Source organism: Guyparkeria sp. TX1, from assembly GCF_046523965.1.
Taxonomy (GTDB): Bacteria; Pseudomonadota; Gammaproteobacteria; order Halothiobacillales; family Halothiobacillaceae; genus Guyparkeria.
Window position 1 is genome coordinate 1,334,644 of the sequence record NZ_CP144142.1, and the last position, 21,795, is coordinate 1,356,438.

Consider the following 21,795-nt stretch of genomic DNA (forward strand, 5'->3'; position numbering starts at 1 on the left):
TGGCGGGTTAGTCTTCCAGCAATTCCTCGAAGCGGATATTTCCATCCGTGTCGCGCGTGAAGGCTTGGCCAAAGGCATTGTCGAAGATGCTCAGGAAAGCAGCCCAGGTGCCTCGTTCCGGGTCGTTTAGGTTCCCCTCGATCGGGATGCGGAAGGCGAACTGGTCCTCCGGTTGGTTCTTGAAGACATCCATGAACACGGAGACGGCCGACTCCCACAGGGCGTTGATCGGGTTCTGGTCGCTCTCGCTCAGGTCGACCACCGAAACGTCGGTGGCCACCGTCTTGAGGTAGCCGGTCAGGCGCCCGTCCACTGCGGCGAGCTCTGAAAAGAGGCCGACGGTCCCGCTCTCGAAGTCGATCGCGGCGGCCGCCTGGGTGTAGTCGTTGAAAGCCGCCAGGGAGGCGCCCCGCAACGCCAGGTCGATGTCGAAGTCGGGCGTCGACTTGATCACGTTCAACTTGCCCTCGACCGTCAACTCACCACCGCCAATCGAGTGGCCGGTGATGTTCAGGTCAGAGGGCAGGGTTGGATCGCCGCGCTCGACGTTACGCAGGTTTGTCACCCGAGCCTCGATGTCATCGATAAAGAGATGCACGTTCGGCTCGGTGCTGTAATCGATATACGCCACCCGGCCTCCGTGAATGGTCAGCCGGTTGATATCGAACGGCGACCAGGCTTCCACCAGGCGTTGCCAACCTGCGCCTTCGCCGCTTTGGGTCCGGGAGAAATTGAGGTCCGCGTCGTAGATGTCGATTTCAGCGACCACCGCGCCATCGAGCAGGGCGCTCCATTCCACCGACAGGTCAATGGTTTCCGCGGCGACGAAGGGTTCTTTCAGTCCGCCCTCCAACTTGTGGATCTCGAGACCATGAACGACGTAGGCGCCGCGCCACAGGTGGATGTCCACGTCCTCCAACGATCCTGCGTATCCGTCGAGGGCAGCAATCTGGGTATTCAGATAGTCGGTGACCCAGTAGGGCAGGTAGGCGCGTCCTACGATCAACAGAACCACGATCACCGCGATCAGGCCGAAGGCCACACTTCTTTTCTTGATGCCCTTCATGGATTCCTCCCGGGAGTACGGGGCGGGTGCGCGTCACCGGATCGTTTGCCGTCCGCGTCGTTTGCTGGAATGGGACAGGCGGGTCGACGATTCGGTTCGCTTATGGGAGCTTAGCTTTTCCGGCAGGTGCCGACAGGAAGCCGTGTCCCAAGGGAAGGATTACCAGATCAGGTCGTCGGGCACGGTGAATTCGGCATAGGCCGGATCGCGGATCTCGCCGCCGCTGGGCAGGGCCAGCAGATAGGCCGGGTCGCGCTGGGCGATTTTCTCGGCCGTGGTTGCCGAGACGATGTAGTAGCGCTTGTCCCACGTCGCCAGGCGCAGCTTGCGCGTGGCCAGCCCGCGCCGCAGGCGGGCGTTGACCGGCAGGCTCAGTATCCGACCCTGATCGACGAAGTAGAACGGCTCGCCGTGGCCGGCGAGTTTCTCGGCATGGTCGAGAATCAGCTGGCGGACCTCGGCACGCTGGGCGCGACGCTGCTCTTCCTCGCGCTGGCGGGCGCTGTTTTCGCGCGCCTTCTGGCGCTCGCGCTCGAGTTTCTCGGCAGCCGCCTTCCTGGCCGCTTCGATCTCAGCGGGCGGCTTGGTGTTCGCGTCCTTGTCGTGGCGATTGACGCGCCCCCAGGCCGACTTCTTCTGCTTGGGTTGCTTGCCACCCTTCTTGGCGAGGCCTGCCTTGAGTAGTTGATCCTGAAGCGATGCCTTGCTCATGAACCTGCCGTCTGTCGTGATTTAGGTCGAAGAGTTTATCAGTTCGACCGGGCGACCGACTCGGGCGTGGCGATGGGGTGCATGATCGATATCGCCGCGCGGCGGCCCCATCAAACGCTAGCCATCGCAGATTTCTCTATGCCGATCGGGCAAAGCTGCTATGCTGCGCCGGCTCGGTCTGACCAGTCCTGCCGATTTCATTACTGATGATGTGCCCACGGCACACCATCAACCCCGCGTTTTCCTTGCCGACTGGCGTGCGTCCCCTCCCGGGGCCGTGTGACGGGAAACGCCACGCCATTCGAGACGCCATTTTCGTCATGGCCTCCATGCGCTGAGCGTTCTCGTCCCCAAGGAAAATCATTTCTATGTTGTTTTCAGAACTGGGCCTTCGCCCGGAACTCCAGCGTGCCATCGAAGAGCGCGGCTACACCGAACCTACCCCCATCCAGGCCCAGGCCATCCCCGCCGTACTGTCCGGCAAGGACCTGCTCGCCGCGGCCCAGACCGGTACCGGCAAGACTGCCGGCTTTACCCTGCCGTTGCTTGAGCGCCTGATGGAGACGCACCCGGAAGGCGGCCACAAGGGTGGCAAGCGTCCGATTCGCGCACTGATCCTCACCCCGACACGTGAACTGGCCGCCCAGGTCGAGCAGAGCGTGCTCGACTACGGCCACCATTTGCCGCTCAAGTCGATGGTCATGTTCGGTGGCGTGGGCATCAACCCGCAGATCGACAAGCTCAAGAAGGGCGTCGACATCCTCGTCGCCACGCCGGGTCGTCTGCTGGATCACCAGAACCAGCGCACCGTGGACCTTTCGCAGGTGGAAGTCCTGGTGCTGGACGAAGCCGACCGCATGCTCGACATGGGCTTCATCCACGACATCAAGAAGATCCTCAAGATCGTGCCGGAAGACCGCCAGAACCTGCTGTTCTCCGCCACCTTCTCCGACGAGATCCGCACCCTGGCAGGCAAGCTGCTCGACAGCCCGGCCGAGATCTCCGTCACGCCGCGCAACACCACCGTTGAGGCGGTCAGCCAGTCGGTCTACGAGGTCGATCGCGACAAGAAGCGCGAGCTGCTCGCCGAATTGCTGATCGACCAGGACTGGCAGCAGGTGCTGGTGTTCACCCGCACCAAGCACGGCGCCAACCGCCTGGCCGAGTACCTGTCCAAGCGTGAGATCCCGGCGATGGCCATCCACGGCAACAAGAGCCAGACGGCCCGCACCAAGGCGTTGGAGTCCTTCAAGAACGGCACCATCCGCGTGCTGGTCGCCACTGATATCGCCGCGCGTGGCATCGACATCGCCCAGTTGCCCTACGTGGTCAACTTCGAGCTGCCGAACGTCGCCGAGGACTACGTTCACCGCATCGGCCGCACCGGTCGCGCGGGCGAGTCCGGCGAGGCGATCTCGCTGGTCTGCATCGACGAGCACAAGCTCCTGGCCGGCATCGAGCGCCTGACCAAGCAGAAGTTCACGCGCCACGTCGTGCCCGGCTTCGAGCCGGACCCGAACGCCAAGCCCGAGCCGATCCCCAACGGGCGTAACAACGCCGGTGGCGGTCGCCGTGGTGGCGGTGGTCGTCCCGGTGGCGGCCAGGGTGGTCCGCGTGGTCGTGGCGGTCCCGGCGGCGGCCAGGGTCGCGGCCCCGGTGGTGGCGGTCGTGGCCCGGGCGGTCGTCCCGGAGGCCGTGGTGCCCGCGGCGGCGGTGGCGGTGGTCGCAGTGGCAACCGCTAATTAAGACGCATTGATCGTCGGCTGCGGCCGATGATCGACAATCGAAACGCCCGGCTACTCAGCCGGGCGTTGTTCGTTTAGGGCAATCATCCTGTTGGCACCGGTGGGTAGCCCCTTATTGAATAACAGGCAAAGTAATTGGTGTTGTCCGTCGGGTCGGCTACCGTCTGATGGGAGAACACGACAATCCCTCAGGGATGCGAGGAGGAGCCGATGATCAAGCGTGCCTTGCTGTTTGCCTGCCTGCTGCCGGCCATGACTATTCCTATCGCCATCGCCAGTGATAACCGCCCCTGGGGCACGGCCGAGCTGAACGAGAAGGACTACCAGCCCGACAAGGTCGTCTACGACGTGGCGGCAAAGGATGCCGAGGCGCTCAACAGCATCATCGGCCGGGTCAGTCACCTGAACAACGAATACGCCGGCGATGTCTTCGACGCGCATATCGTCGTGGTCCTGCACGGCGACGAGATCCCGCTGTTCACTCACGAGAAGTACGAGGAGAACAAGGAGCTGATGGAGCGCGCGCAATCGCTCACCGTGGCCGGCAATATCGAGTACCGCATGTGCGCGGCTGCCGCGGCACTGCACGACGTCGCGCCCGAGGACGTGCATGGTTTCGTCAAGGTGGTGCCCATGGCCGACGCCGAGATCATCGAGTTGCAGCACCAGGGCTATGCCTACATGAAGTGATCGTCGGGTTCTCGAGAGGCCCCGTCGGCTCTATTTAAAGGGTTCTGACCCCTTTTTCGCGGGTGGGATTATCAGCACGAGTTCCTCGCGTCGCCACGGATGTGCGGTGAAGCCGCGGCGTCCGTCCCACCATTCCATGATGGCTACTTCGATCTGTGCTTCTTCGAGACGCCGGGCGATCGCGGGGTTGTTGTCGACGGTCATCTCGATCTCCGTTTCCGGTTTCCGGGTGCGGAAATCCTTGAGATAGGCAGGCAACAGGTACACGCCGATGTTGGTGCCCGCGCCAATACCCAACGAACGGTCCCGGAAGTGGGCACGCGCCCGCTTTTCGGTACGTAACAGGCTTTCGGCGTAGGGGACCAGTGCCAACCCTTCCGGGGTGGGCTTGCATCCACTGTGCTGACGCTGGATCAGTCCGACGCACAGTTCGGCCTCGAGCTTGCGGATGTGTTGGGAGAGGGCGGGTTGTGACGTCCCTGTCCGCGTTGCGGCTTCTCGGTAGCTTCCGTGTCGGAGTACCGCGAGGAAGCTCTCCAGATGTCTGAGGTTCACGCGCCTTTCCGTACCTGCGGGTCGTTGAGAGCACCATGTGGCCGGTCTCCGGCGAGGGCCTGAAGGATGTTGCGTGCCGCCTCGAGGGCGATGTCACGCCGAACGGCATCGACTGCCGAACCGCTATGCGGGGTGAAGAAGGTGTGCGGATGTTCCAGCAGGGCGGGCGGGATCTCTCGGGGACGTTCCGGCCGCGCCCATTCCTCCAATTCGAATACGTCCGCAGCGTAGGCGGCGAGCTTGCCGGTGTCCAGTGCCTGTGCGACGGACGCCTCGTCTACGACTGAGCCGCGACAGGCATTGACCAGGATGGTGCCGTCGCGCATCTGCGCCAGGGCATCGGAGTCGATCAGGTGAAGCGTCTCGGGTTTTATCGGGAGCATGGGGATCACGTAGTCGCTGCGGGAAAGCAGCTTCGGCAGTGCCACTGCTTCGGCCTGCCACGCCGCCTCTTCTTGCCGGCTCAGCGGCACCGGGTCGGTGTAGAGGATGCGGGTGTCGAAGGCGGCCAGGCGTTTGGCGATGGCGCGGCCCACCGCGCCCATGCCGATAATGCCCACGGTGGTGTCGGCCAGGCCGGTGCCATACAGTTGGGGGCGCCAGCCCGCGAACTCGCCACTGCGAACGAAACGATCTCCCTCCAGCATGCGTCGCCCGGCGGCCAGCATCAGTCCAATGGTCAGTTCGGCCGTGGGCACGGTGAGCAGATCCGGCACGATGGTGAACCAGATGCCGCGCTGGGTGCACGCCTGGACGTCGAAGTTGTCGTACCCCTTGAGGGCCGCCCCGACTACGCGCAGGTGCGGGCACGCGTCCAGGAATGCCGTATCGATGCTGTCGGGCATGAATACCATGATGGCGTCGGCATCGGCGGTGCGTCGACGGATTTCTTCGGCGGACAGCGTTTCCCGGGTGGGGTTGGCGACCACCTCGCAACGCGTCTGCAGTAGCTCGATCACCTCGGGGTGGACCCAGTGGGTAAGGACGACTTTGGGTTTGGACATGGATAGACTCCGATGTGGGAACAGGCGGCTCGCGCGCCGCGGTGGTGTTACTTGAACTTGCGGCGCAGTACGGCACTCAGGGCGTCGACCATGGTCACCATCACCAGGATCACCAGGAGAATCGCGAGAACCTCCTGATACTGCATGATGCGCAGCGAGCCCATGAGCTCGAAGCCGATGCCCCCGGCGCCGACCATCCCCATGACGGTGGAAGCGCGGAAGTTGTATTCCCAGCGATAGATGGAAACATCCGCCATTTGCGGCAGCACCTGGGGCAGGATGCCGTGCCAGATCACTTGCAGACCGTTGGCGCCGGCGGCGCGGGTTGCCTCGACTGGTGCCTCGTCAACGTGCTCGATGGCCTCGGCGAAAAACTTGCCCACCATCCCGATCGAGTGCAGTCCCAGGGCCAGGACGCCAGGGAGCGCGCCAAAACCGACCGCGGCGACGAAGATGATCCCCATGATCAGTTCCGGGATGGAGCGCAATCCGTTGAGAATGGCGCGGGCGACTTGGTAGACCACTGGGTGGGGGGTGGTGTTGCGCGCGGCCAGCAGGGCCAGGGGGACGGAGAAGGTCACGGCGAGAGCGGTGCCGGCGACACTCATGGCAAGTGTGTCGAGTAGCGGCTCGACCCAGTCGCGAGCATTCTGGAAGTCGGGCGGGAACATCTCGCCGATCAGGCTGATCATGCTCGGGATGCCCTCTGCCAGACGCGCGCCGTCGAACAGACCGACGTAAATGGAGCAGATGGTGATTACCGTGGCGACAACCAGCAACTGGATGCTGCCGCGGCGAAACGTTTGTCGCTGCTGGAGCAGTACTGCATCGTGTTCGCTTTGCATGGCGACGAAATACCTGTGGAGTTTCCTGTTCGTTCGAACGAGGGAAGCCGGCGGTCACACGAGCGCCGACTCCGTTTCGCATTACATCTTGGAGAAGTCCAGGTCGAGGAGCTGGCCGAGTTCACGCACCACGTCGTAGTCGCTGTCGGAAATGGGCTCGAAGGCATCTGCCTTGAACGGCTTGAGTACCGCCGGGTCCTCCAGATCGTAGAAGGCGTTGCGAATGCGCTCCTTGACTTCCGGTGCCAGGCTTGAGCGCATGGTCCACGGATACTGCGGATACGGCTTGGAGACCTCGATGACGCTCACCTTGTCTTCGTCGACCATCCCGCGGGCAACCAGCGAGTTGTAAATGGGCTGGCTCAAACCGCCGGCCTGAGCTCGGCCGTTCATGACGGCGATGGCCACTGCATCGTGGGAGCCGAGGAAGTGTTCCTCGTAATCGCCCTCATGGCTGATCTTCTGTTCGGCCATCATGGCCTTGGGGATGAGGTGACTCGAGGTGGATGCGACGTCACCGAAGGCGACATCCTTGCCAGTGATGTCTTCGTAGTCTTCAACACCGGCTTCGACGTTGCCGATGAGAACGGCGTGGTAGGAAGTGCTGCCGCCCTTGTTGATCGCTGCGAAGGCCTCGATCTCGCTCTTCTGTTTCGCCAGCACGTAGGAGAGCGGACCAAAGTAGCCAAGGTCGAGCCGGCCATGACGCATGGCCTCGATCATCGAGGAGTAGTCGGTGGTGACAACCAGTTCGATTTCCTTGTCCAGGCGATCTTCGAGGTAGTCCTGGAGCGGCTTGTTGTTCTTGATGATGGTGGCGGCGTTTTCATCCGGCAGCAGAGCAACCTTTAGGGTATCGGGGTCGGCCTGCGGCGCTGCGTGGGCTGCGCCGGTCATGAGGGTGGCGGCGGTAAGCAGTCCTGCGAAGAGCTTCTTCATCACGATTTCTCCGTTGCTAGGTTCAGGGGGAACTCGGTTGTGGTGGAAGGGGCGGCCGTGGCCTCGCTGCTGCGGGTCGGGTCACGGCGGTAGATGGCTTCCAGGTGGAGATCGCTGAGTCCGGCGGGTGCGCCATCGTAGACGACCCGTCCGGCTGCGATGCCGACAATGCGATCGGCGAATTGGCGAGCCAGGTCGAGTTGATGCAGGCTCACCACGGCGGGGATGTGATCCTCGGCGCAGACCCCGCGAATGAGTCCCAGTACTTGCACCGACGTGTGGGGATCGAGACTGGCGACGGGTTCGTCGGCGAGGACCATCTGCGGCCGTTGGGCGATCGCTCGGGCAATCCCGACGCGTTGTTGCTGGCCGCCTGAGAGTGAGTCGACCCGTTCCAGAGCCTTCGCCATCAGGCCCACGCGATCGAGGGCCTGTAGTGCGATACGTTGGTCTTCAGGAGGTAATGGAACCAGGCTGCGCCAAGTGCCGTGATAACCGAGCCGGCCGGTTAGTACGTTGCGCAACGCGCTGAGGCGGCCGATCAGCTGGTGCTGCTGAAATATCATTCCGGTACGTCTGCGGTGGGCCAGGAGTGCCGAGCGCCGCTTCAATTCGCCGATCCCTTCCACATGCACATGGCCGCTACTGGGGACATTGAGGTAGTTGAGGCAGCGCAACAGGGTCGACTTTCCGGCGCCGGAGGCGCCCAGCAGGACCGTGAACTCACCGCGACGGAATTCGATGTCCGTCGGGTGCAGGGCGGTGAAGCCGCCAGGGTAGGTCACGCTGACCTGATTGAGTCGGATCATGCTCGCCTCCACTTAGTTTGAATCAAAACCTAGATTCGATTCGAAAACCGAATTGAGTTCAGGCTATGGGGTAGATGTGACTACGCCGTGACGGGCGGATGACCAGGGGATGAAGCTTGATGGCCGTGGTGGATGTTCGTGACTACCCCGGGTTTGGAGGCTTAAGAAATAAGTGCTAACTCAGTTGTCGTGTTTGTCGAGATGGCAGCATGTCGCTCGAGATCGACATGATGGAGGTGCATTCGACGGCAATGAGGAAACCGCCGTTCGAGGTGCTTGTTGAGTAGGTCGCGTTTTTCCCGGGCATTGAGTCCGTGGGTGTGGAAATCCGCATCAGGCAATTGCGATCGCGCTGCTGGAACAAACGTTGACGGGGGGGGATGGACACAATCTGACGCGCGCGTTAGATGTCCCAGGTGATTTTTCGCCGGTGATCGTTCGTGGACCGACTGGCGACAGCGCGCATCCGACACGTCTTTAGGCCGGACAGGTCGTGGCCGTGCAATTCGTGCTGACGCGCTACCGGCGGGTCGTATGATCTGACAAAAAAAACGCCCAGCCGGTTTAATCGGCTGGGCGTTTGTGGATTCGGCGGGCCTGCGACGTCAGGAGAAGAAGGCGGCGACCGCCGAGTCGAGGGTATCGCGCATGTCCGGGTCGTCGGTGATCGGACGGACAAGGGTCATGGAGCAAGCATCGCGCGGGTCGACGCCCTTGGCGATCAGCTGGCCTGCGTAGACGAGCAGGCGGGTGGAGATGCCCTCGTCCAGGCCGTGGCCCTTGAGGTTGCGCGCCCGCTGGGCGATCTCTACCAGCTTGCCGGCGGTGTCGCGGTCTACACCCGTTTCGTGGGCAAGGATCTCGGTCTCGGTGTCCGGGTCCGGGTAGTCGAAGTCCAGCGCGCCGAAGCGCTGCTTGGTTGACTGCTTCAGGTCCTTCATCAGGTTCTGGTAGCCCGGGTTGTAGGAGATCACGATCTGGAAGTCGGGATGCGCCTCCACGAGCTCGCCCTTCTTCTCCAGCGGCAGGACGCGACGGTGGTCAGTCAGCGGGTGGATGACGACCGTGGTGTCCTGGCGGGCCTCGACGATCTCGTCGAGGTAGCAGATCGCGCCCATGCGGGCGGCCGTGGTCAGCGGGCCGTCCTGCCAGCGGGTGCCGTCCTTGTCGAGCAGGTAGCGGCCGACCAAGTCGGAGGCGGTCATGTCCTCGTTGCAGGCCACGCTGATCAGCGGACGCTGCAGCTTCCAGGCCATGTACTCGACGAAGCGGGTCTTGCCTGAGCCGGTCGGGCCCTTGAGCATCATCGGCATGCGGGCCTTGTAGGCGGCGTCGTACAGCTCGATCTCGTCGTGGACCGGGCGGTAGTAGGGCTCGGTCTGGATGCGGTACTGGTCGGCGTCCGCGCTGCTGGTGCCTTGTTGGGGGCTTTGATCAAACAACATGTTTGCGCTCTCGATTCGGTGTTGGGGTGTCGGTGGCGACGGCTGGGTCGCAATGCTACCGCGATCAGCCCTTGAACTTAACCAGTCGGCTGACCTGGATGTCGGAGACGAAGACCACACCGCTGTGCTTGTCAAAAAACGGGGCGAAGCCTTCGAGCAGCGGCTCGACCAGTTCTTCCGGAACGGCGGCGATGATCATGATCAGCACCTCGTCCTCGTTGAACATGAGGTGGCCTTCGTGGAAGCCCTGGCTGCCCTTGCCGGACAGGTTGCCGACGATGGTGTAGCCCTTGACGTCAGCGCGGTCGAGGAGGTCGGTGGCGAATTCTTGGTGCTCGCCCTCGATGATGATCTCGAGCTTCTTCAGCGGGTTGAGTTTGAGATTGCTCATGCAGGGCTCTCCTCTGCGTCAATGGATTCCAGTTGCTTGGCCCGCTGGGGTGCCGGTCCCAGGTCGTGCCATTCGCCGCGATCGAAGAAGTGCAGGTGGCCGCTCTCGGGGTCGGCGACCACCACGTTGATCCAGCCGTTGACGATCAGGCTCAGTGCCTTGGGTACCCGGCCGGCGGCGGCCAGTACGTGCGGTACCGGCGCCTCGACGATCACCAGCAGGCGCAGCGGCTCGTGGTACGGGCGGCCGTCCTTGAGCACCGTCTGCGAGGGCAGGCCGGTACGGATGTCGGACAGGTTGCCGGTCATCACGCCGAAGCGGCCGGCGACGTTGTGGTAGGCCTTGGAGCCGCTGCCGAAGCCCTCGTTGTCGACGGCAGAGAAGTAGTGCTCGAGGTTGATCCACTCGCCGATGATCAACGGGCCGGAGAGGATGGTATCCAGCAGGCGGCCCTTGGTGTCGAGCTTGTAGTCGTATGACAGCAGGAAGCTGCGCCCGTCGAGGTTCATGTCCTCGGTCAGGTGCCGGCCGCCGACGACCACCGCGGCATTGCGCGCCAGGCCCCACTCGGGGCGTACCTGGGTCCAGTCGCTGGTGTTGCGCTGGATGTGGCGGTACGCCGTGGTGGTGTCGAGGTTCGGGGCGACGCCATCCTCCAGCGTGGGCAGTCGTTCGGCGGCGCACAGGCGGCTGGCCGCGCGCAGGCCGTTGCGCAGGCGCTCCATGTAGACCAGGTGGCTGGTCGGCAGCAGGTCGAGGTCGTGCAGCACGATCTCGTCCGAGGTGGTGTTGTGCTGCGCCGGGACGAACCAGGTGTCATCCGGGATGTGGATGCCCTGTTCGGCCAGGCGACGACGCACCTCCGACTTGTTGGCCATCTGCGCAAGCACGCGCGCGGAGACCAGGCCGTGGCCGCCACCGCAGGCCCCGCAGTCCAGCGCGGACTCGTAGGGGTTGTTGTCCGACTGGCTGGCGTGGCCGGCGAGGATGACGAAACGGGAGAAGGTTTCCTTCATGCCCATCATCCGCAGCGCCTGGCCGACGAAGTAGACCTGCTCGTCGGTGGAAAAGCCGATCTTGCCCAGGCGTTCCATCTGCATGGAGACGAACGACGGGTTGATGCGGTACTCGTCGCGCAGCGTCTCGATGAAATCGGCCTCGGCCGCCGGGCTCAAGGCAAACTGGCGGGCGAACTCCGAGGTGCCCTCCTTGTTGCCCATCGCGATCTCGCGCAGCTCGCGGATCATCGCGTCGGTGATCGCGTCGCGGTCGATGCCGAGCTCCTGGCCGATGGCGCGCACGATCGTCACCCGCTGCAACGAGCGGACGATCGAGTCGCCCTGCTCGCGCGAGAGCTTGTCGATCAACAGGCGCGTCGAGGCGTCCTTGGGCTCGATGCGATTGCGCCAGCGGTCGTAGACGCGCGGCGCGACGGTCTTGCCGATCATGTCGAAGCCGAACAGCAGGCCGATCGCCTCGACGGTGAAGTAGGGCGAGAGCACCGAACTCTTCACGTCGTGCAGCACGTGGCTGGCCGAGGAGTAGAAATCTGTCTCGATCTGCGTCGCACCGGTGGGCACTTCCAGCACCACGTTCTTGGGCGTGATCTGCACCGGGCAGAGGTCGAGCTCGGTGCCCTTGCCCAGGCCGATGAAGCTGACCGGCACGCCGAAAAAGCCGGCGATGCCGAAGGTCTGGTAGTCCCCGACGTGCTCGAGTTGGCGACGGATGCGCTCGGAACGCACGTCGATGCAGAACAGCGCCTGGGCGAACGGGCGCTTTTCGCGCTTGGCCGGCGGCAGCAGCTTGATCTCGTTGAGGACCGACTTGCGGTAGACCGCTTCCATGGCGCGCAGCCACATCATGCCCTCGCCATCCTCGAACTCGTCGAGCAGGGTGAGCAGGGTGTCGACCTGGTCGGCGTCCAGCGCCTTGAGCGCCTCGGTCTGCCCGGCGGCCTCGGCCAGTGAGAGCAGGCGGTCGGCCTGTCGGCGCGCCTCGGCGATGCGCTCGGCCTGCAGGTATTCGGGCAGCAAGCGGTTGATGCGCCCGGGGTGCTTGTGCGCCAGGGCGTCGTCGACGCGGTGGGCCCACTCCGGCTGGACGGTGCCGCCGTGGTAGGCCTGGCGCAGGTAGCACTCGGCGGTGTGCTGCTCGAGATACGCGGCCAGCTCCGGGAAGGTGGCGGGCAGGCGCTTGCGACGGGCGTGTTCCCGGATCAGCGCCAGCCCCAGCACCAGCCGGATGGCCAGGAAGTCGATCAGGTCGGCGGGGTAGGTCTGCGACCAATGGTAGCGGTTGGCCGACGAGCGCCAGCGGATGAAGCCGGCCCAGCCGTGCAGGCGGGTCAGCTCGCGGGTGATCAGCCCGTCCCAGTGGGCCTCCTCGATGCCCAGTTCACCCAGCACGTAGGCGATCACGCCCTCGGCGGAGGTGTCCTGGGCGAGGATCTTCTTGATGTGCAGGCCGCGCAGGAACAGGCGCAGGTTGCGCTTGGCCAGCGCACTCCAGGCGGTGAAAAAGCCGTGTTCGCGGCCCGGCATCTGCAGGGTCGACTGGCCTTCGTCGAAGAAGTCCAGGCAGCTCTTGATTACCAGCTCGTCGAGGGTGGTGCCGATCTCGGTGCCGAACAAGAGGTCGATGGACTCGTACAGCGGGCGCTCGGGCGGGAACTGCCTGGCGAGGCCTTCCTGCAGGGCGTCGATGTCGGCGGTTACCTCGGCGCAGGAGGTCTCGCCGTCCATGGTGCACTTGATGTCCTCGGCATCCGCGAGGTCAAGCCTCACGCCAACCGTCTCCGGCGTCCGGCACAGCAGGGTCTGCAGCAGGCCGTGGAGGTCGAGTCCACCGATGGCATCGCGCTCGGCCAAGAAGCGACGGATGTCGTCACCGAGCGTGGCGTCGTCGACCTTGCCCTCGGCGTGGTAGCGCTGGTAGTCGGTTCGCGGCAGGAAGGCCCGGCCGTGGAACAGCTGCTCGCCCTGGCGCACGCCCTGCTCGAAGGGCAGGTGCTCGAGGCCATGCAGCGGGTTGTGGTGGATGAAGGTCCGCATCGGCCAGAAGAACGGGATCGGTTCGGCGGCCATGTGCACCATGGAGCGGATTTTCAGGCGATGGCCCAGCGTCAGTCGGCTCATGGCGTCAGACTCCTGTCCAGATCAGGTTCAACACGACCGCGGCGACGATCACGCCCGCGAAGGCCCAGGCGTGGGGCGCGGGCAGGTCGGCGACCTGCTTGCCGCTACGCGGACCGAATACCGTGTCCCGCAGCAGGCGGGTGCCGGCCCAGCTCCAGAAGAGCCAGGTCAGCAGCGCCACGATCACGGGGGCCGGGTCGCTCTCGAGCAGTAGGTCGAGCATGACGAAGAAGCCCGGCGAGATCGGCAGCGCCATCGCGGCGAGCAGCACCACCGTGATCAGGCCGGCGAGCCGGGGGATGTCCCGTGCCATGCCGGTGACCAGGCCGGAGTAGGCCGCCCCCAGGCGGCGTTCGAGCAACGTGGTGACCGCGACCAGCAGGGCCGGAGCGACGGCAAAGCCGAGGACAAAGGCGTGCAGGTCGACCGCCCCTGCGCCGTCGGCCGCCATCACCCAGGTCAGCGCGAAGGCCGAGGTGGCGAGCATGGCGGCCCACTGGCCCAGCTCGCGCACGGTGAGCAGGCGCCAGGCGTAGAAGGCGGCGGTGATCAGGCCCCACCAGAGGAAGGCGCTACCGGTCAGCGGCACGCCGGCGGCCAGCACGAGCAGCACGCCGATCTGCGGCCAGACGAGGATCAGCAGCACGCGGACGACGGGGTTGTTGAACCGCCCGAGCAACCAGTTGAAGGCCATGCTCAGGGGGAACAGGGGCAGGAAGAACCCTGCCAGCAACAGCAACAGCGTGTTCATGTCAGCGCCACCTCATCCAGACATTGATGCGCTTGGAGCCCTCGAGCAGGGCCTGGCTCAGTCGCTCGTACAGGTCGGCGATGTAGAGCTCGCGCGAGATCAGCGAGTAGAGCGTCAGCCGCAGCTCGGAGAAGCGGTTGCCGAACAGCGATTCCTCGCGGCTGGCGAGGTAACTGCCGATCCAGCCGACCAGCACGATCAGCCCCAGCAGCAGCACCAGCCCGTCGAAGGTGACCGCATCGAGCCCCGCGGCGTGATACAGCGCCTCGCGGAAGGCGGCATCCGGGTAGAGGAAGGTCTCGAAGGTGTGCCCGATGATGCTGTAGCCGATCACGATCAGGGCGAACGAGAGCAGGATCATCAGCATCATGCGCACCGGGTTGGTCGCATCCAGCCGATGGGTGGCGAACAGCACCTGCACGCCGGTGATCCAGCCGAAGAACAGGAGCACGATCGCGCCCTGTTTCTGGAAGAAGTCCGGCGAGACCGCCCAGTGCGCCAGCAGCAGGATGACCAGCGGCACGACGAGCGTCACCACGCCGATGGCGAGCCACGGTAATCGCGCCGGTTTGCCGGTCTTGCGGTCGACCAGGAAGGTATACAGCGGGTTCTGCGGCACGTCGTCGTGGCGGCGGGCATCGCCGATCAGGTCTCCCGAGCTCAGGAACATGGTTGCCTTGAACATGCCGTGGGCGATCAGGTGGAACACGGCCAGCGAAAATGCGCCGACGCCCGTTTCCATGATCATGAAGCCCATCTGGCCCATGGTGGAGTAGCCCAGCGACTTCTTGATGTCGTTCTGCGTGAGCATCAGCACCGAGCCGATCACGGCGGTGAGCAGGCCGACCACGAACAGCAGGTGCAGCACGCCGTCGGCATTGACGAACGCCGGGGCGAAGCGGTTGATGATGATGCCGCCGGCGTTGACGATGCCCGCGTGCATCAGTGCCGAGACCGGCGTCGGGCCGTCCATGGTGTAGGGCAGCCAGGTGTGCAGCGGGAACTGGGCGGACTTGGCGAAGGCCGAGACGGCGATCAGCCCGGCCGCGGTGATCGCCGCCGGCATGCCGAATACCTCGGTGTCGGGGGCGGCCATCAGCCGGTCGAACAACGTCGGGAAGTCCAGCGCCCCGTAGGCCTGGAACAGGATCACGGCGGCCAGGACCATCGGCAGATCGCCGATGCGGTAGGTCAGGAAGGTCCAGAAGGCATAGCGCTCGCCCGGCCGGGATTCGGTGTTCTGGCCGAGCAGGAAGTACATCATCACGCTGACCAGGTGCCAGGCGATCAGCAGGGTGATGAGATCACCGGCGGTGACGAACAGCAGGATGGATGCCGTCATCAGGTCGAGCAGCATGAAGAAGCGCGCGTAGCCGGGCTCCTCGGCCATGTAGCGCACCGAGTAGATGTGCACGATCAAACTAAAGCCGGAGACCACTAGCGCCATGGTGGCGCTCAGAGGGTCGAGGTAGACGCTGCCCCAGTTGCCGCCGATGCCCATCCAGCTCGGGCCCTGGTCGCTCGTGATGAAGACCACGATCTGCCAGAGGGCGACGAGGAAGGTGATCACCCCCATGCCCACGCTCAACTGGGCGACCCGCCTGCCAAGCCGACCGGCCAGCAGGTGCACCAGCAGGGCGGAGAGCACCGGCAATAAAGGGATCAACCATTGCAGTTTGATCATGTCCTTACTCCATCTTTCACTGGCCGGTGCCAGTTCGCTGCAAAAAAATCTCGTTTCCGCTCGCCGACCGGGCCCTGGGCCGGGTGGGGCGGTGATCGCCGTCCCGGCGGATCAGCGGGTCATCGACAGGTACAGCGCCGGCAGCTTTTCCGGCAGCCGTGAGACGTGGTCGAGCACCATGAAGTTCTTCGGGCCGAACACGCGCGAGACGTACTCGTCGGCGTTGGGGTCGAGGGTGACGCAGAAGGTCTCGACGCCCTGGCGGTGCAGCTCCTCGACCGCCTTCTTGGTGTCGTGGCGCAGGTACTGCGGATCGCGTACGTCGTTGTCCGAGGGTTCGCCGTCGGAGAGCATCAGCACCAGCTTTCGCTGGCTGGGCCGCCGGCTCATGACCGAGCCGGCGTGGCGCAGGGCCGCACCCATGCGCGTGGACAGCTGTCCGGTCATGCCGGCCAGACGCGCCTTGGCCTTGTCACCGTAGGGCTCGCCGAAGTCCTTGAAGCGGTAGTACTCGACGTCGTGGCGGCCGTTGGAATCAAAGCCGTGGATGGCGAACGGATCGCCCACCCGGTGGATCGCATCGGCCAGCAGGGCGGCCGCCTCGCGGGCCAGATCCAGGACGGTGGTCTCCTCTTCACCGCGGCCGATGATGTCGTTGGTCGACTCGGACAGGTCGATCAGCAGCATCACCGACAGGTCACGGACCTGCAGCCGGGTGCGGATGTTGATGCGTGGGTCCGGCGTCTGGCCCATGCGGATGTCAATCATCGCGCTGATCGCGGCGTTGATGTCGATCTGGTCGCCGTCCTCGACCTTCTTCTCGCGCACCACGCCCTGCGGCTGGATGCCCTCGATCAGGTACTTCAGGCGCCGGACCAGCGGCTTGTGACGCTCGAGGATCGCGTCGATGGTCTCGGGGTCGCCGTCGACCGGGCGCTTTTCGTTGATGGTGGTCCAGTACGGGCGCTCGAGCTGGGACATGTAGTCCCACTCGTGGTAGTGCACCGGCGAGGCGGTGCGGTCCTCGGCGAAGATGTCGGAGTACTTGCGGCCGTGGTTGTCGTAGAGCTCGGTGCCCAGCACCCAGATCTCTTCGGCGTCCTCGGCGGAGATGTACTCGACGTCAAGTTCGTTGAGCATTTCCATCAGCGAGACGTAGCGACGCTTGTCGTCGACGCTGCCCTGCTGCTGGACCTCGAAGGCCGACTCCGGCTTCTCGAACAGGAAGCGGTTGTCGTCGCGGTAGGGGATGCTGGGCACGTCCTGACTGGGGCTGAAGTGCAGGCCCATCTGCTCGGCACGTTCGGCCAGTGCCAGGCCTGCCTGGCGGACACGCTCATAGTCCTCGAGATCCGCACGGATGGAGGTCACCGCCTCGCGGGCCTGGACGATCAGCGGATGATCGTCGGTGTAGTCCGGGTCGAGCAGGGCGAGGGCCAGCCGGTCGAGTAGCGGGCCGACGCGCTCGGCATCGGTTTCTTCGTGGCGATTGACCGCGATGCGCGCGATACGCGTCCACAACGGCGCCAGGCCGGGGAAGTCCTTGCCGGCCAGCGTTTCGACGCGCGCATCCTCCATCAGGCCGATGAAGGTCTGCTGGAGCTTGGAGGCCTCTTCCGACTCGGCATCGAAGCCCGAGTAGATCATGTGCGCCGCGGCGTGAGCGGCCGAGGCGCGGTAGAGGTTGACGCCATCGACGGAGGAATCATCGCGGTCGACGTAGTCGTCGAAGGCATCGGGCAGGTTGATGAACGGCCCCTCGATGAACGGCCGGTAGCCCTGGCGGCTTTCGAAGTCACCCGAGGTGGGACGCAGCAGGAAATTGCGGGCCCACAGGGCACGCAGGTACATCACCAGGCGCCGCTGCACGTCGACGAACAGGGTGCCGCGACGCTCCTTCTGCAGCACGGCCTCGGCATCGGCACTCGCCAGGCTGAAGTAGGCGTCCAGTGCCTCGAAGTCACTGCGGTGGGCATTGATACCCCAGGTGGCCCAGCGTCGCAGGCCGCCGAGGGTGAGCACCTCGAGCAGGTGGTCGAGCTGCGTGAGCATGGGGCGCAGGGCGCGTGGCGCCTGCGCCAGGATGTAGTTGACCAGTGACAGGTACTGCTGGAACAGCGAGGCCTCGCCCAGACGGCTCGCGGCCACCGGGGCCGTGGAGAACAGCAGGACGAGCACCGCGGCACTGGTCTTCGAGAACATCTTGATCGCCATCGAGAGCAATTCGAAGGCGGCATCGGTGCCAAGCTCCCGTGCCACCTGGGGAGTGCTCTCGATATAGGCGAGGACCAGTTCCTCGCCACGTCCAAGCGATTGCAGGCTGATCGCACCCTCGAGATAGGCTTCGAGCGCACGCGGCGGGAAGACCCGCGAGGCGTCCACCCAGTGGATCTCGAGGATCTCGCGCGCGGATTCGCCCAGTTCGTCCAGGCGCTCCTGGTCTTCTAGCCGTGCACTCGTCATGACGTCGATCGTGGCTCTGCTGTTGACAAGGAAGAAAGTCGGCCGGCGCTAGGCCGGCCTGGAGGCAGGATCAGTCCGGCCAGACGCGGCGCGGGTGCAGCGGCTGTTCGCCCAGACCCGGCGCCTTCTTCGGCTTGCTGGCCGGCTTGCGGGGGGTCGAAGACTTGGTCGCGGTGCTCGACTTGGTGGCGGGCTTCTTGGCCGCGGTCTTCGTCGCCGGTGCCTTGCGCGCCGGGGCGGAACGCTTGGCGGGTGCCTTGCGGGCGGTGGAGGAGGCCGCGGCCGGCTTGCTGGCCGTGCTGCTTGCTGCCGTCGTCTTGGTTGCCGTGCTGCTGGTTGCGGCCGGCTTGGATTCGGTCTTGGGGGTCTCGGTCGGCTTGGACTCGGAGTCCGACTTCACGCTGGCGCTCAGCTTGTCTTCCAACTTGCTCATGGTGACGTTACCTCGTCGATGATGTTCTCGATTTCGTCCACCGCCGCACGACCACGGCCGCCAAGCTGGTAGACGCTCACTCCCTCCACGACCGCCGTCCGATAGGCGGCCCGACGGCGGACGGCCGCCGGGAGGACGGGCAAGCCAAGTCCCGTGACAGCATTCTGCATGGCACGGGTCATGGCGCTACGCGGTTCGGTCTGGTTGAGCAACAGAGCCGCGGAAAGTGATTGGTTGCCGTTCTCGCGTGCCTTGTTCACCGCTTTGACGGTGTCGGCGCTCGCCCAGAGGTCGAGCGGCGAGGGGAGAACGGGGATCAGGACCTGGTGACTGTGAAGCAGCAACTCGATGGTCACGTTCATGTCGAGTGACGGCGGGCAGTCGACGATCACGTAGTCGCAATGCTGGCGTGCCGCCGCGAGGTTGGCGTGGGCATCGTCGTGGTCGTCGAACAGACGTGGGAGGCCGGACTTGGCCTCGCCCCAGCCCGACCAGTGGCGCAGGGCACCCTGGGGGTCGGCGTCGATCAGGCCCACCTCGGCGCGCCGGGCGAGTCCGGAGGCGAGGTTGATCGACAGCGTGGTCTTGCCACAGCCGCCCTTGAGGTTGGCCAGTGCGATGACGTGTGCGGCCATGGTGTCACCCTCCTTGATGGGCTTAGCCTGCCTGGTTAACCCGCTTGGGTCTTCTCGGCCAGTTCGGTCGCCTGCTTGGCGAAACGCACCTCGAGGTCGCCGAGCGTCTCCTCAAGCGGGGAGACATTGACGCTGACCTGGGTGCGGTCGAATTGCAGGCTGGGGTGGTAGCCCATTTCCTCGGACACCTCGGCGAGGCGATCGAGAAAATCACGCGTCTGCGAATAGTCCTCGAACTCGAACTTGCGGATCAGCATGGGGGGGCGCTTCTGGGTCTGCCAGCCGTCCACCTGGATGTCGGTCGTCTCAACCATGTGCGTTCTCCCTGAGAACTCGTGTTGCCTAGCCGCCGAGCTGACGGACGTGGCCCAGCTCTTCGTTGAAGAGGTGGGCGAAGAGGGCGCCGGTTTCGTCCGGCTGGAAACGCCGGAACCAGTTGGACGCATCCTCGTAGAACCGTACGGTCTCCCATTCCTTGGCCCGACTGAGGGCCAAAAGTTCCTCCGGGTCCCGGCCGGGCCGGACCGGGGCGAGGGAGAGCGCCGGCGGGGCGAACCCCAACAGCAGCATCTGCCGGGTGACGAGGTCGGCATGCCCCATTTCCTCGTCCGACAGGCTGTAAAGTTGTTCGGCCAGCGAATGCTGGCCCCAGAGCGATGCCAACGTGGCACGGGTGGCATGCTGCTGGGCGGATTCCATTTCCAGTTCCAGGGCTCGTCCAAGTAGCCCGATCACACGCGAATTGTTCCGCATGCTCATCGCTAATCCCTCTCAAGGAACCTCTGCACGAATCGATAGTGTCTCTGCGGGACCGCCAAGGGTCCAGATGCAAGGCGCGGTGTGCAGCGAATGGTGGTTGCCATTCGCAAGCGCCGCAACGCCGCAGATGGGCCCTTGGCGGCCCGCCCGGGCGGGGCTCGCGGGTTTGTTCGCACTCGTCGTTACCGGCCCTCGACGGGCAACAAGCCCGCCTTCGGCCCGGCGCCTCGATTGCGAACAAACCCGCGAGCCAGAGGCACCATCGATTCGTGCAGCGGTTCCTTCGCTATCAGCCATTGTCAGTCGTGCGTCACGCGATAGACGGGACGCACCAGGAGGATTCGCAGTGGGCGGCATCCTCCGGCAGGATCGACTCGACCTCACCATGCACGCGGGCAATGATGTGGGCAGCCACCAGGCCGTCGCCGACTCGCTCGCAGGCATCGGCGCCGGCACGGACGGCGGCGTTCACGGCCCCGGTCTCGCCGCGCACGAGAACGGTGACGTAACCGCCACCGACGAACGAGCGGCCGACCAGCCGCACTTCGGCGGCCTTGGTCATCGCGTCCGCTGCCTCGATGGCAGGGACCAGGCCACGCGTTTCGATCATGCCCAGTGCAATACCGGAATTAGCCATGTAATGAACCCTCGGGTCGGTCAATCCAACAAGAGCCGTCAGCACTCATGTCTGAACGGCTCCTGAAAAAGAATCTGGTTGGCAGACAGGGTCGCGCCACGGGGACACGACCACAGGAGCCTGCTCAAATCGCGCGGACTTAGGCGTCCGGCGCTTTCGGCAGAATGTTCTCTACCTCGGAGTGGACGCGCGCGATGATGTGCGCAGCGACCAGGCCGTCACCAACGCGCTCACACGCATCAGCGCCAGCGCGAACGGCAGCGTTGACCGCGCCGGTCTCACCACGGACCAGAACGGTCACGTAACCACCGCCGACGAACTGACGACCAACCAGGCGAACCTCGGCAGCCTTGGTCATGGCGTCAGCCGCTTCGATTGCCGGCACCAGGCCGCGCGTTTCAATCATTCCCAGTGCGATACCGGATACATCAGCCATTTGAGTTACTCCCAAGCTGTAGTTGAATCAGTCGGCGACGTCAGGCCGCCGACATTACGTAAATCCGCCTTAGGCTTCCGGGGCTTTCGGCAGGATGTTTTCTACTTCGGAATGGACACGCGCGATGATGTGCGCGGCAACCAGACCGTCACCAACACGCTCACACGCATCAGCGCCAGCGCGAACGGCAGCGTTGACCGCGCCGGTCTCACCACGGACCAGAACGGTCACGTAGCCACCGCCGACGAATTGACGACCAACCAGGCGAACCTCGGCAGCCTTGGTCATGGCGTCAGCCGCCTCGATAGCCGGCACGAGACCGCGCGTTTCAATCATTCCCAGTGCGATACCGGATACATCAGCCATCTTGTCTCTCCTCTCGAACGACTTGTTAAAACGAAAACCTAATGTCAGCAAGGATCCCAGTGATCGATGATGCCGACAATTGTCAGATCCGTCTGGATCGTGGGATCCGGGAGCGCCAACCGGGCGGCGGAACCGCTGACGGTGACGACCCATTTACCCTCTGGTGCCCCGACCGGATCGGCCGCGACGTTGAGGCTGCCGGACTGGTCGACCAGCACCCTCAAGGAAACATGTTTCAACCCGGGCACGCGCCGCGTGGCCACCAGGTCGGAACGTACCTGCATGATCTCCATG

The 21,795-nt window shown here is 64.5% G+C and carries 22 protein-coding genes and 1 pseudogene; 2 read left to right on the plus strand and 21 right to left on the minus strand.

The features are described 5' to 3' along the window. Positions 1-7: 7 nt before the first annotated feature. Entirely contained in the window at positions 8-1,066 is a 1,059-nt protein-coding gene (locus VWP12_RS06255; RefSeq protein ID WP_410473429.1) for a DUF748 domain-containing protein, read from the minus strand. Positions 1,067-1,225: 159 nt separating this feature from the next. Then, positions 1,226-1,777 (minus strand): DUF2058 family protein, encoded by a 552-nt coding sequence (locus VWP12_RS06260; protein WP_410473430.1) that lies wholly within the window; start codon positions 1,775-1,777, stop codon positions 1,226-1,228. Positions 1,778-2,145: 368 nt separating this feature from the next. Between VWP12_RS06260 and VWP12_RS06265 the strand changes: the two genes are divergently transcribed. Beyond that, positions 2,146-3,519 carry a DEAD/DEAH box helicase gene (locus VWP12_RS06265; protein WP_410473431.1) on the plus strand — a complete coding sequence of 458 codons (1,374 nt, stop codon included), beginning with the start codon at positions 2,146-2,148 and terminating at the stop codon, positions 3,517-3,519. Between the two features lie 213 nt (positions 3,520-3,732). Further along, complete coding sequence (locus VWP12_RS06270) at positions 3,733-4,212, plus strand: DsrE family protein (protein WP_410473432.1); 480 nt, start codon at positions 3,733-3,735, stop codon at positions 4,210-4,212. Between the two features lie 30 nt (positions 4,213-4,242). Here the strand turns inward: VWP12_RS06270 and VWP12_RS06275 are convergent, their stop codons facing one another. From VWP12_RS06275 to VWP12_RS06365, 19 genes and pseudogenes are all read right to left on the minus strand, one after another. Continuing rightward, positions 4,243-4,767: a LysR family transcriptional regulator gene (locus VWP12_RS06275; RefSeq protein WP_156573321.1), complete on the minus strand. Its 525-nt coding sequence runs from the start codon at positions 4,765-4,767 to the stop codon at positions 4,243-4,245. Beyond that, positions 4,764-5,771 carry a phosphonate dehydrogenase gene (locus VWP12_RS06280; RefSeq protein ID WP_156573323.1) on the minus strand — a complete coding sequence of 336 codons (1,008 nt, stop codon included), beginning with the start codon at positions 5,769-5,771 and terminating at the stop codon, positions 4,764-4,766. Before VWP12_RS06280 ends, VWP12_RS06275 begins: the two co-directional genes overlap by 4 nt. A 47-nt stretch (positions 5,772-5,818) precedes the next feature. Next, a complete protein-coding gene (gene phnE, locus VWP12_RS06285) occupies positions 5,819-6,616 on the minus strand; it encodes a phosphonate ABC transporter, permease protein PhnE (protein WP_156573325.1) in 798 nt (265 codons plus the stop codon). An 81-nt stretch (positions 6,617-6,697) separates the two neighbouring features. After that, on the minus strand, positions 6,698-7,555 hold the full coding sequence (phnD, locus tag VWP12_RS06290) for a phosphate/phosphite/phosphonate ABC transporter substrate-binding protein (protein ID WP_156575322.1): 858 nt from the start codon (positions 7,553-7,555) through the stop codon (positions 6,698-6,700). Beyond that, positions 7,555-8,364: a phosphonate ABC transporter ATP-binding protein gene (phnC, locus tag VWP12_RS06295; RefSeq protein WP_156573327.1), complete on the minus strand. Its 810-nt coding sequence runs from the start codon at positions 8,362-8,364 to the stop codon at positions 7,555-7,557. Before phnC ends, phnD begins: the two co-directional genes overlap by 1 nt. Before the next feature lie 605 nt (positions 8,365-8,969). Further along, complete coding sequence (locus VWP12_RS06300; protein ID WP_250106136.1) at positions 8,970-9,809, minus strand: CbbQ/NirQ/NorQ/GpvN family protein; 840 nt, start codon at positions 9,807-9,809, stop codon at positions 8,970-8,972. Between the two features lie 64 nt (positions 9,810-9,873). After that, positions 9,874-10,200, minus strand: a complete 327-nt coding sequence (locus VWP12_RS06305) for a P-II family nitrogen regulator (RefSeq protein WP_058575608.1) — start codon at positions 10,198-10,200, stop codon at positions 9,874-9,876. Then, entirely contained in the window at positions 10,197-13,337 is a 3,141-nt protein-coding gene (locus tag VWP12_RS06310; protein WP_410473433.1) for a DUF2309 domain-containing protein, read from the minus strand. The genes VWP12_RS06305 and VWP12_RS06310 overlap by 4 nt, the downstream gene beginning before the upstream one ends. 4 nt (positions 13,338-13,341) lie before the next feature. Further along, the gene (locus VWP12_RS06315) at positions 13,342-14,088 is read right to left on the minus strand and encodes a hypothetical protein (protein ID WP_410473434.1); all 747 of its coding nucleotides are present in this window, start codon (positions 14,086-14,088) and stop codon (positions 13,342-13,344) included. Between the two features lies 1 nt (position 14,089). Beyond that, on the minus strand, positions 14,090-15,772 hold the full coding sequence (locus VWP12_RS06320; protein ID WP_410473435.1) for an NADH-quinone oxidoreductase subunit L: 1,683 nt from the start codon (positions 15,770-15,772) through the stop codon (positions 14,090-14,092). Between the two features lie 111 nt (positions 15,773-15,883). After that, on the minus strand, positions 15,884-18,235 hold the full coding sequence (locus VWP12_RS06325) for a nitric oxide reductase activation protein NorD (RefSeq protein WP_410473436.1): 2,352 nt from the start codon (positions 18,233-18,235) through the stop codon (positions 15,884-15,886). A gap of 70 nt (positions 18,236-18,305) precedes the next feature. Next, on the minus strand, positions 18,306-18,668 hold the full coding sequence (locus tag VWP12_RS06330) for a hypothetical protein (RefSeq protein WP_410473437.1): 363 nt from the start codon (positions 18,666-18,668) through the stop codon (positions 18,306-18,308). Further along, on the minus strand, positions 18,665-19,303 hold the full coding sequence (parA, locus tag VWP12_RS06335; RefSeq protein WP_410473438.1) for a ParA family partition ATPase: 639 nt from the start codon (positions 19,301-19,303) through the stop codon (positions 18,665-18,667). The genes VWP12_RS06330 and parA overlap by 4 nt, the downstream gene beginning before the upstream one ends. Positions 19,304-19,338: 35 nt before the next feature. Then, positions 19,339-19,617 (minus strand): 4a-hydroxytetrahydrobiopterin dehydratase, encoded by a 279-nt coding sequence (locus tag VWP12_RS06340; RefSeq protein WP_158611738.1) that lies wholly within the window; start codon positions 19,615-19,617, stop codon positions 19,339-19,341. Between the two features lie 28 nt (positions 19,618-19,645). Further along, complete coding sequence (locus tag VWP12_RS06345; protein WP_410473439.1) at positions 19,646-20,062, minus strand: bacterioferritin; 417 nt, start codon at positions 20,060-20,062, stop codon at positions 19,646-19,648. A gap of 310 nt (positions 20,063-20,372) precedes the next feature. Next, complete coding sequence (locus tag VWP12_RS06350) at positions 20,373-20,699, minus strand: BMC domain-containing protein (RefSeq protein ID WP_410473440.1); 327 nt, start codon at positions 20,697-20,699, stop codon at positions 20,373-20,375. 139 nt (positions 20,700-20,838) lie between these two features. Continuing rightward, positions 20,839-21,135: a BMC domain-containing protein gene (locus VWP12_RS06355; RefSeq protein WP_136865891.1), complete on the minus strand. Its 297-nt coding sequence runs from the start codon at positions 21,133-21,135 to the stop codon at positions 20,839-20,841. A gap of 69 nt (positions 21,136-21,204) precedes the next feature. After that, the gene (locus tag VWP12_RS06360) at positions 21,205-21,501 is read right to left on the minus strand and encodes a BMC domain-containing protein (RefSeq protein WP_058575618.1); all 297 of its coding nucleotides are present in this window, start codon (positions 21,499-21,501) and stop codon (positions 21,205-21,207) included. A gap of 53 nt (positions 21,502-21,554) precedes the next feature. Further along, positions 21,555-21,794 (minus strand): annotated as a pseudogene (locus VWP12_RS06365) (carboxysome peptide B); the annotation flags it as partial. Position 21,795 lies beyond the last annotated feature (1 nt).

Bases quoted from the DNA above. Each gene is read 5' to 3' on its own strand.
- VWP12_RS06255 (WP_410473429.1), bottom strand. From the start codon at position 1,066: ATGAAGGGCATCAAGAAAAGAAGTGTGGCCTTCGGCCTGATCGCGGTG.
- VWP12_RS06260 (WP_410473430.1), bottom strand. From the start codon at position 1,777: ATGAGCAAGGCATCGCTTCAGGATCAACTACTCAAGGCAGGCCTCGCC.
- VWP12_RS06265 (WP_410473431.1), top strand. From the start codon at position 2,146: ATGTTGTTTTCAGAACTGGGCCTTCGCCCGGAACTCCAGCGTGCCATC.
- VWP12_RS06270 (WP_410473432.1), top strand. From the start codon at position 3,733: ATGATCAAGCGTGCCTTGCTGTTTGCCTGCCTGCTGCCGGCCATGACT.
- VWP12_RS06280 (WP_156573323.1), bottom strand. From the start codon at position 5,771: ATGTCCAAACCCAAAGTCGTCCTTACCCACTGGGTCCACCCCGAGGTG.
- phnE (WP_156573325.1), bottom strand. From the start codon at position 6,616: ATGCAAAGCGAACACGATGCAGTACTGCTCCAGCAGCGACAAACGTTT.
- phnD (WP_156575322.1), bottom strand. From the start codon at position 7,555: ATGAAGAAGCTCTTCGCAGGACTGCTTACCGCCGCCACCCTCATGACC.
- phnC (WP_156573327.1), bottom strand. From the start codon at position 8,364: ATGATCCGACTCAATCAGGTCAGCGTGACCTACCCTGGCGGCTTCACC.
- VWP12_RS06300 (WP_250106136.1), bottom strand. From the start codon at position 9,809: ATGTTGTTTGATCAAAGCCCCCAACAAGGCACCAGCAGCGCGGACGCC.
- VWP12_RS06305 (WP_058575608.1), bottom strand. From the start codon at position 10,200: ATGAGCAATCTCAAACTCAACCCGCTGAAGAAGCTCGAGATCATCATC.
- VWP12_RS06310 (WP_410473433.1), bottom strand. From the start codon at position 13,337: ATGAGCCGACTGACGCTGGGCCATCGCCTGAAAATCCGCTCCATGGTG.
- VWP12_RS06315 (WP_410473434.1), bottom strand. From the start codon at position 14,088: ATGAACACGCTGTTGCTGTTGCTGGCAGGGTTCTTCCTGCCCCTGTTC.
- VWP12_RS06320 (WP_410473435.1), bottom strand. From the start codon at position 15,772: ATGATCAAACTGCAATGGTTGATCCCTTTATTGCCGGTGCTCTCCGCC.
- VWP12_RS06325 (WP_410473436.1), bottom strand. From the start codon at position 18,235: ATGACGAGTGCACGGCTAGAAGACCAGGAGCGCCTGGACGAACTGGGC.
- VWP12_RS06330 (WP_410473437.1), bottom strand. From the start codon at position 18,668: ATGAGCAAGTTGGAAGACAAGCTGAGCGCCAGCGTGAAGTCGGACTCC.
- parA (WP_410473438.1), bottom strand. From the start codon at position 19,303: ATGGCCGCACACGTCATCGCACTGGCCAACCTCAAGGGCGGCTGTGGC.
- VWP12_RS06340 (WP_158611738.1), bottom strand. From the start codon at position 19,617: ATGGTTGAGACGACCGACATCCAGGTGGACGGCTGGCAGACCCAGAAG.
- VWP12_RS06345 (WP_410473439.1), bottom strand. From the start codon at position 20,062: ATGAGCATGCGGAACAATTCGCGTGTGATCGGGCTACTTGGACGAGCC.
- VWP12_RS06350 (WP_410473440.1), bottom strand. From the start codon at position 20,699: ATGGCTAATTCCGGTATTGCACTGGGCATGATCGAAACGCGTGGCCTG.
- VWP12_RS06355 (WP_136865891.1), bottom strand. From the start codon at position 21,135: ATGGCTGATGTATCCGGTATCGCACTGGGAATGATTGAAACGCGCGGC.
- VWP12_RS06360 (WP_058575618.1), bottom strand. From the start codon at position 21,501: ATGGCTGATGTATCCGGTATCGCACTGGGAATGATTGAAACGCGCGGT.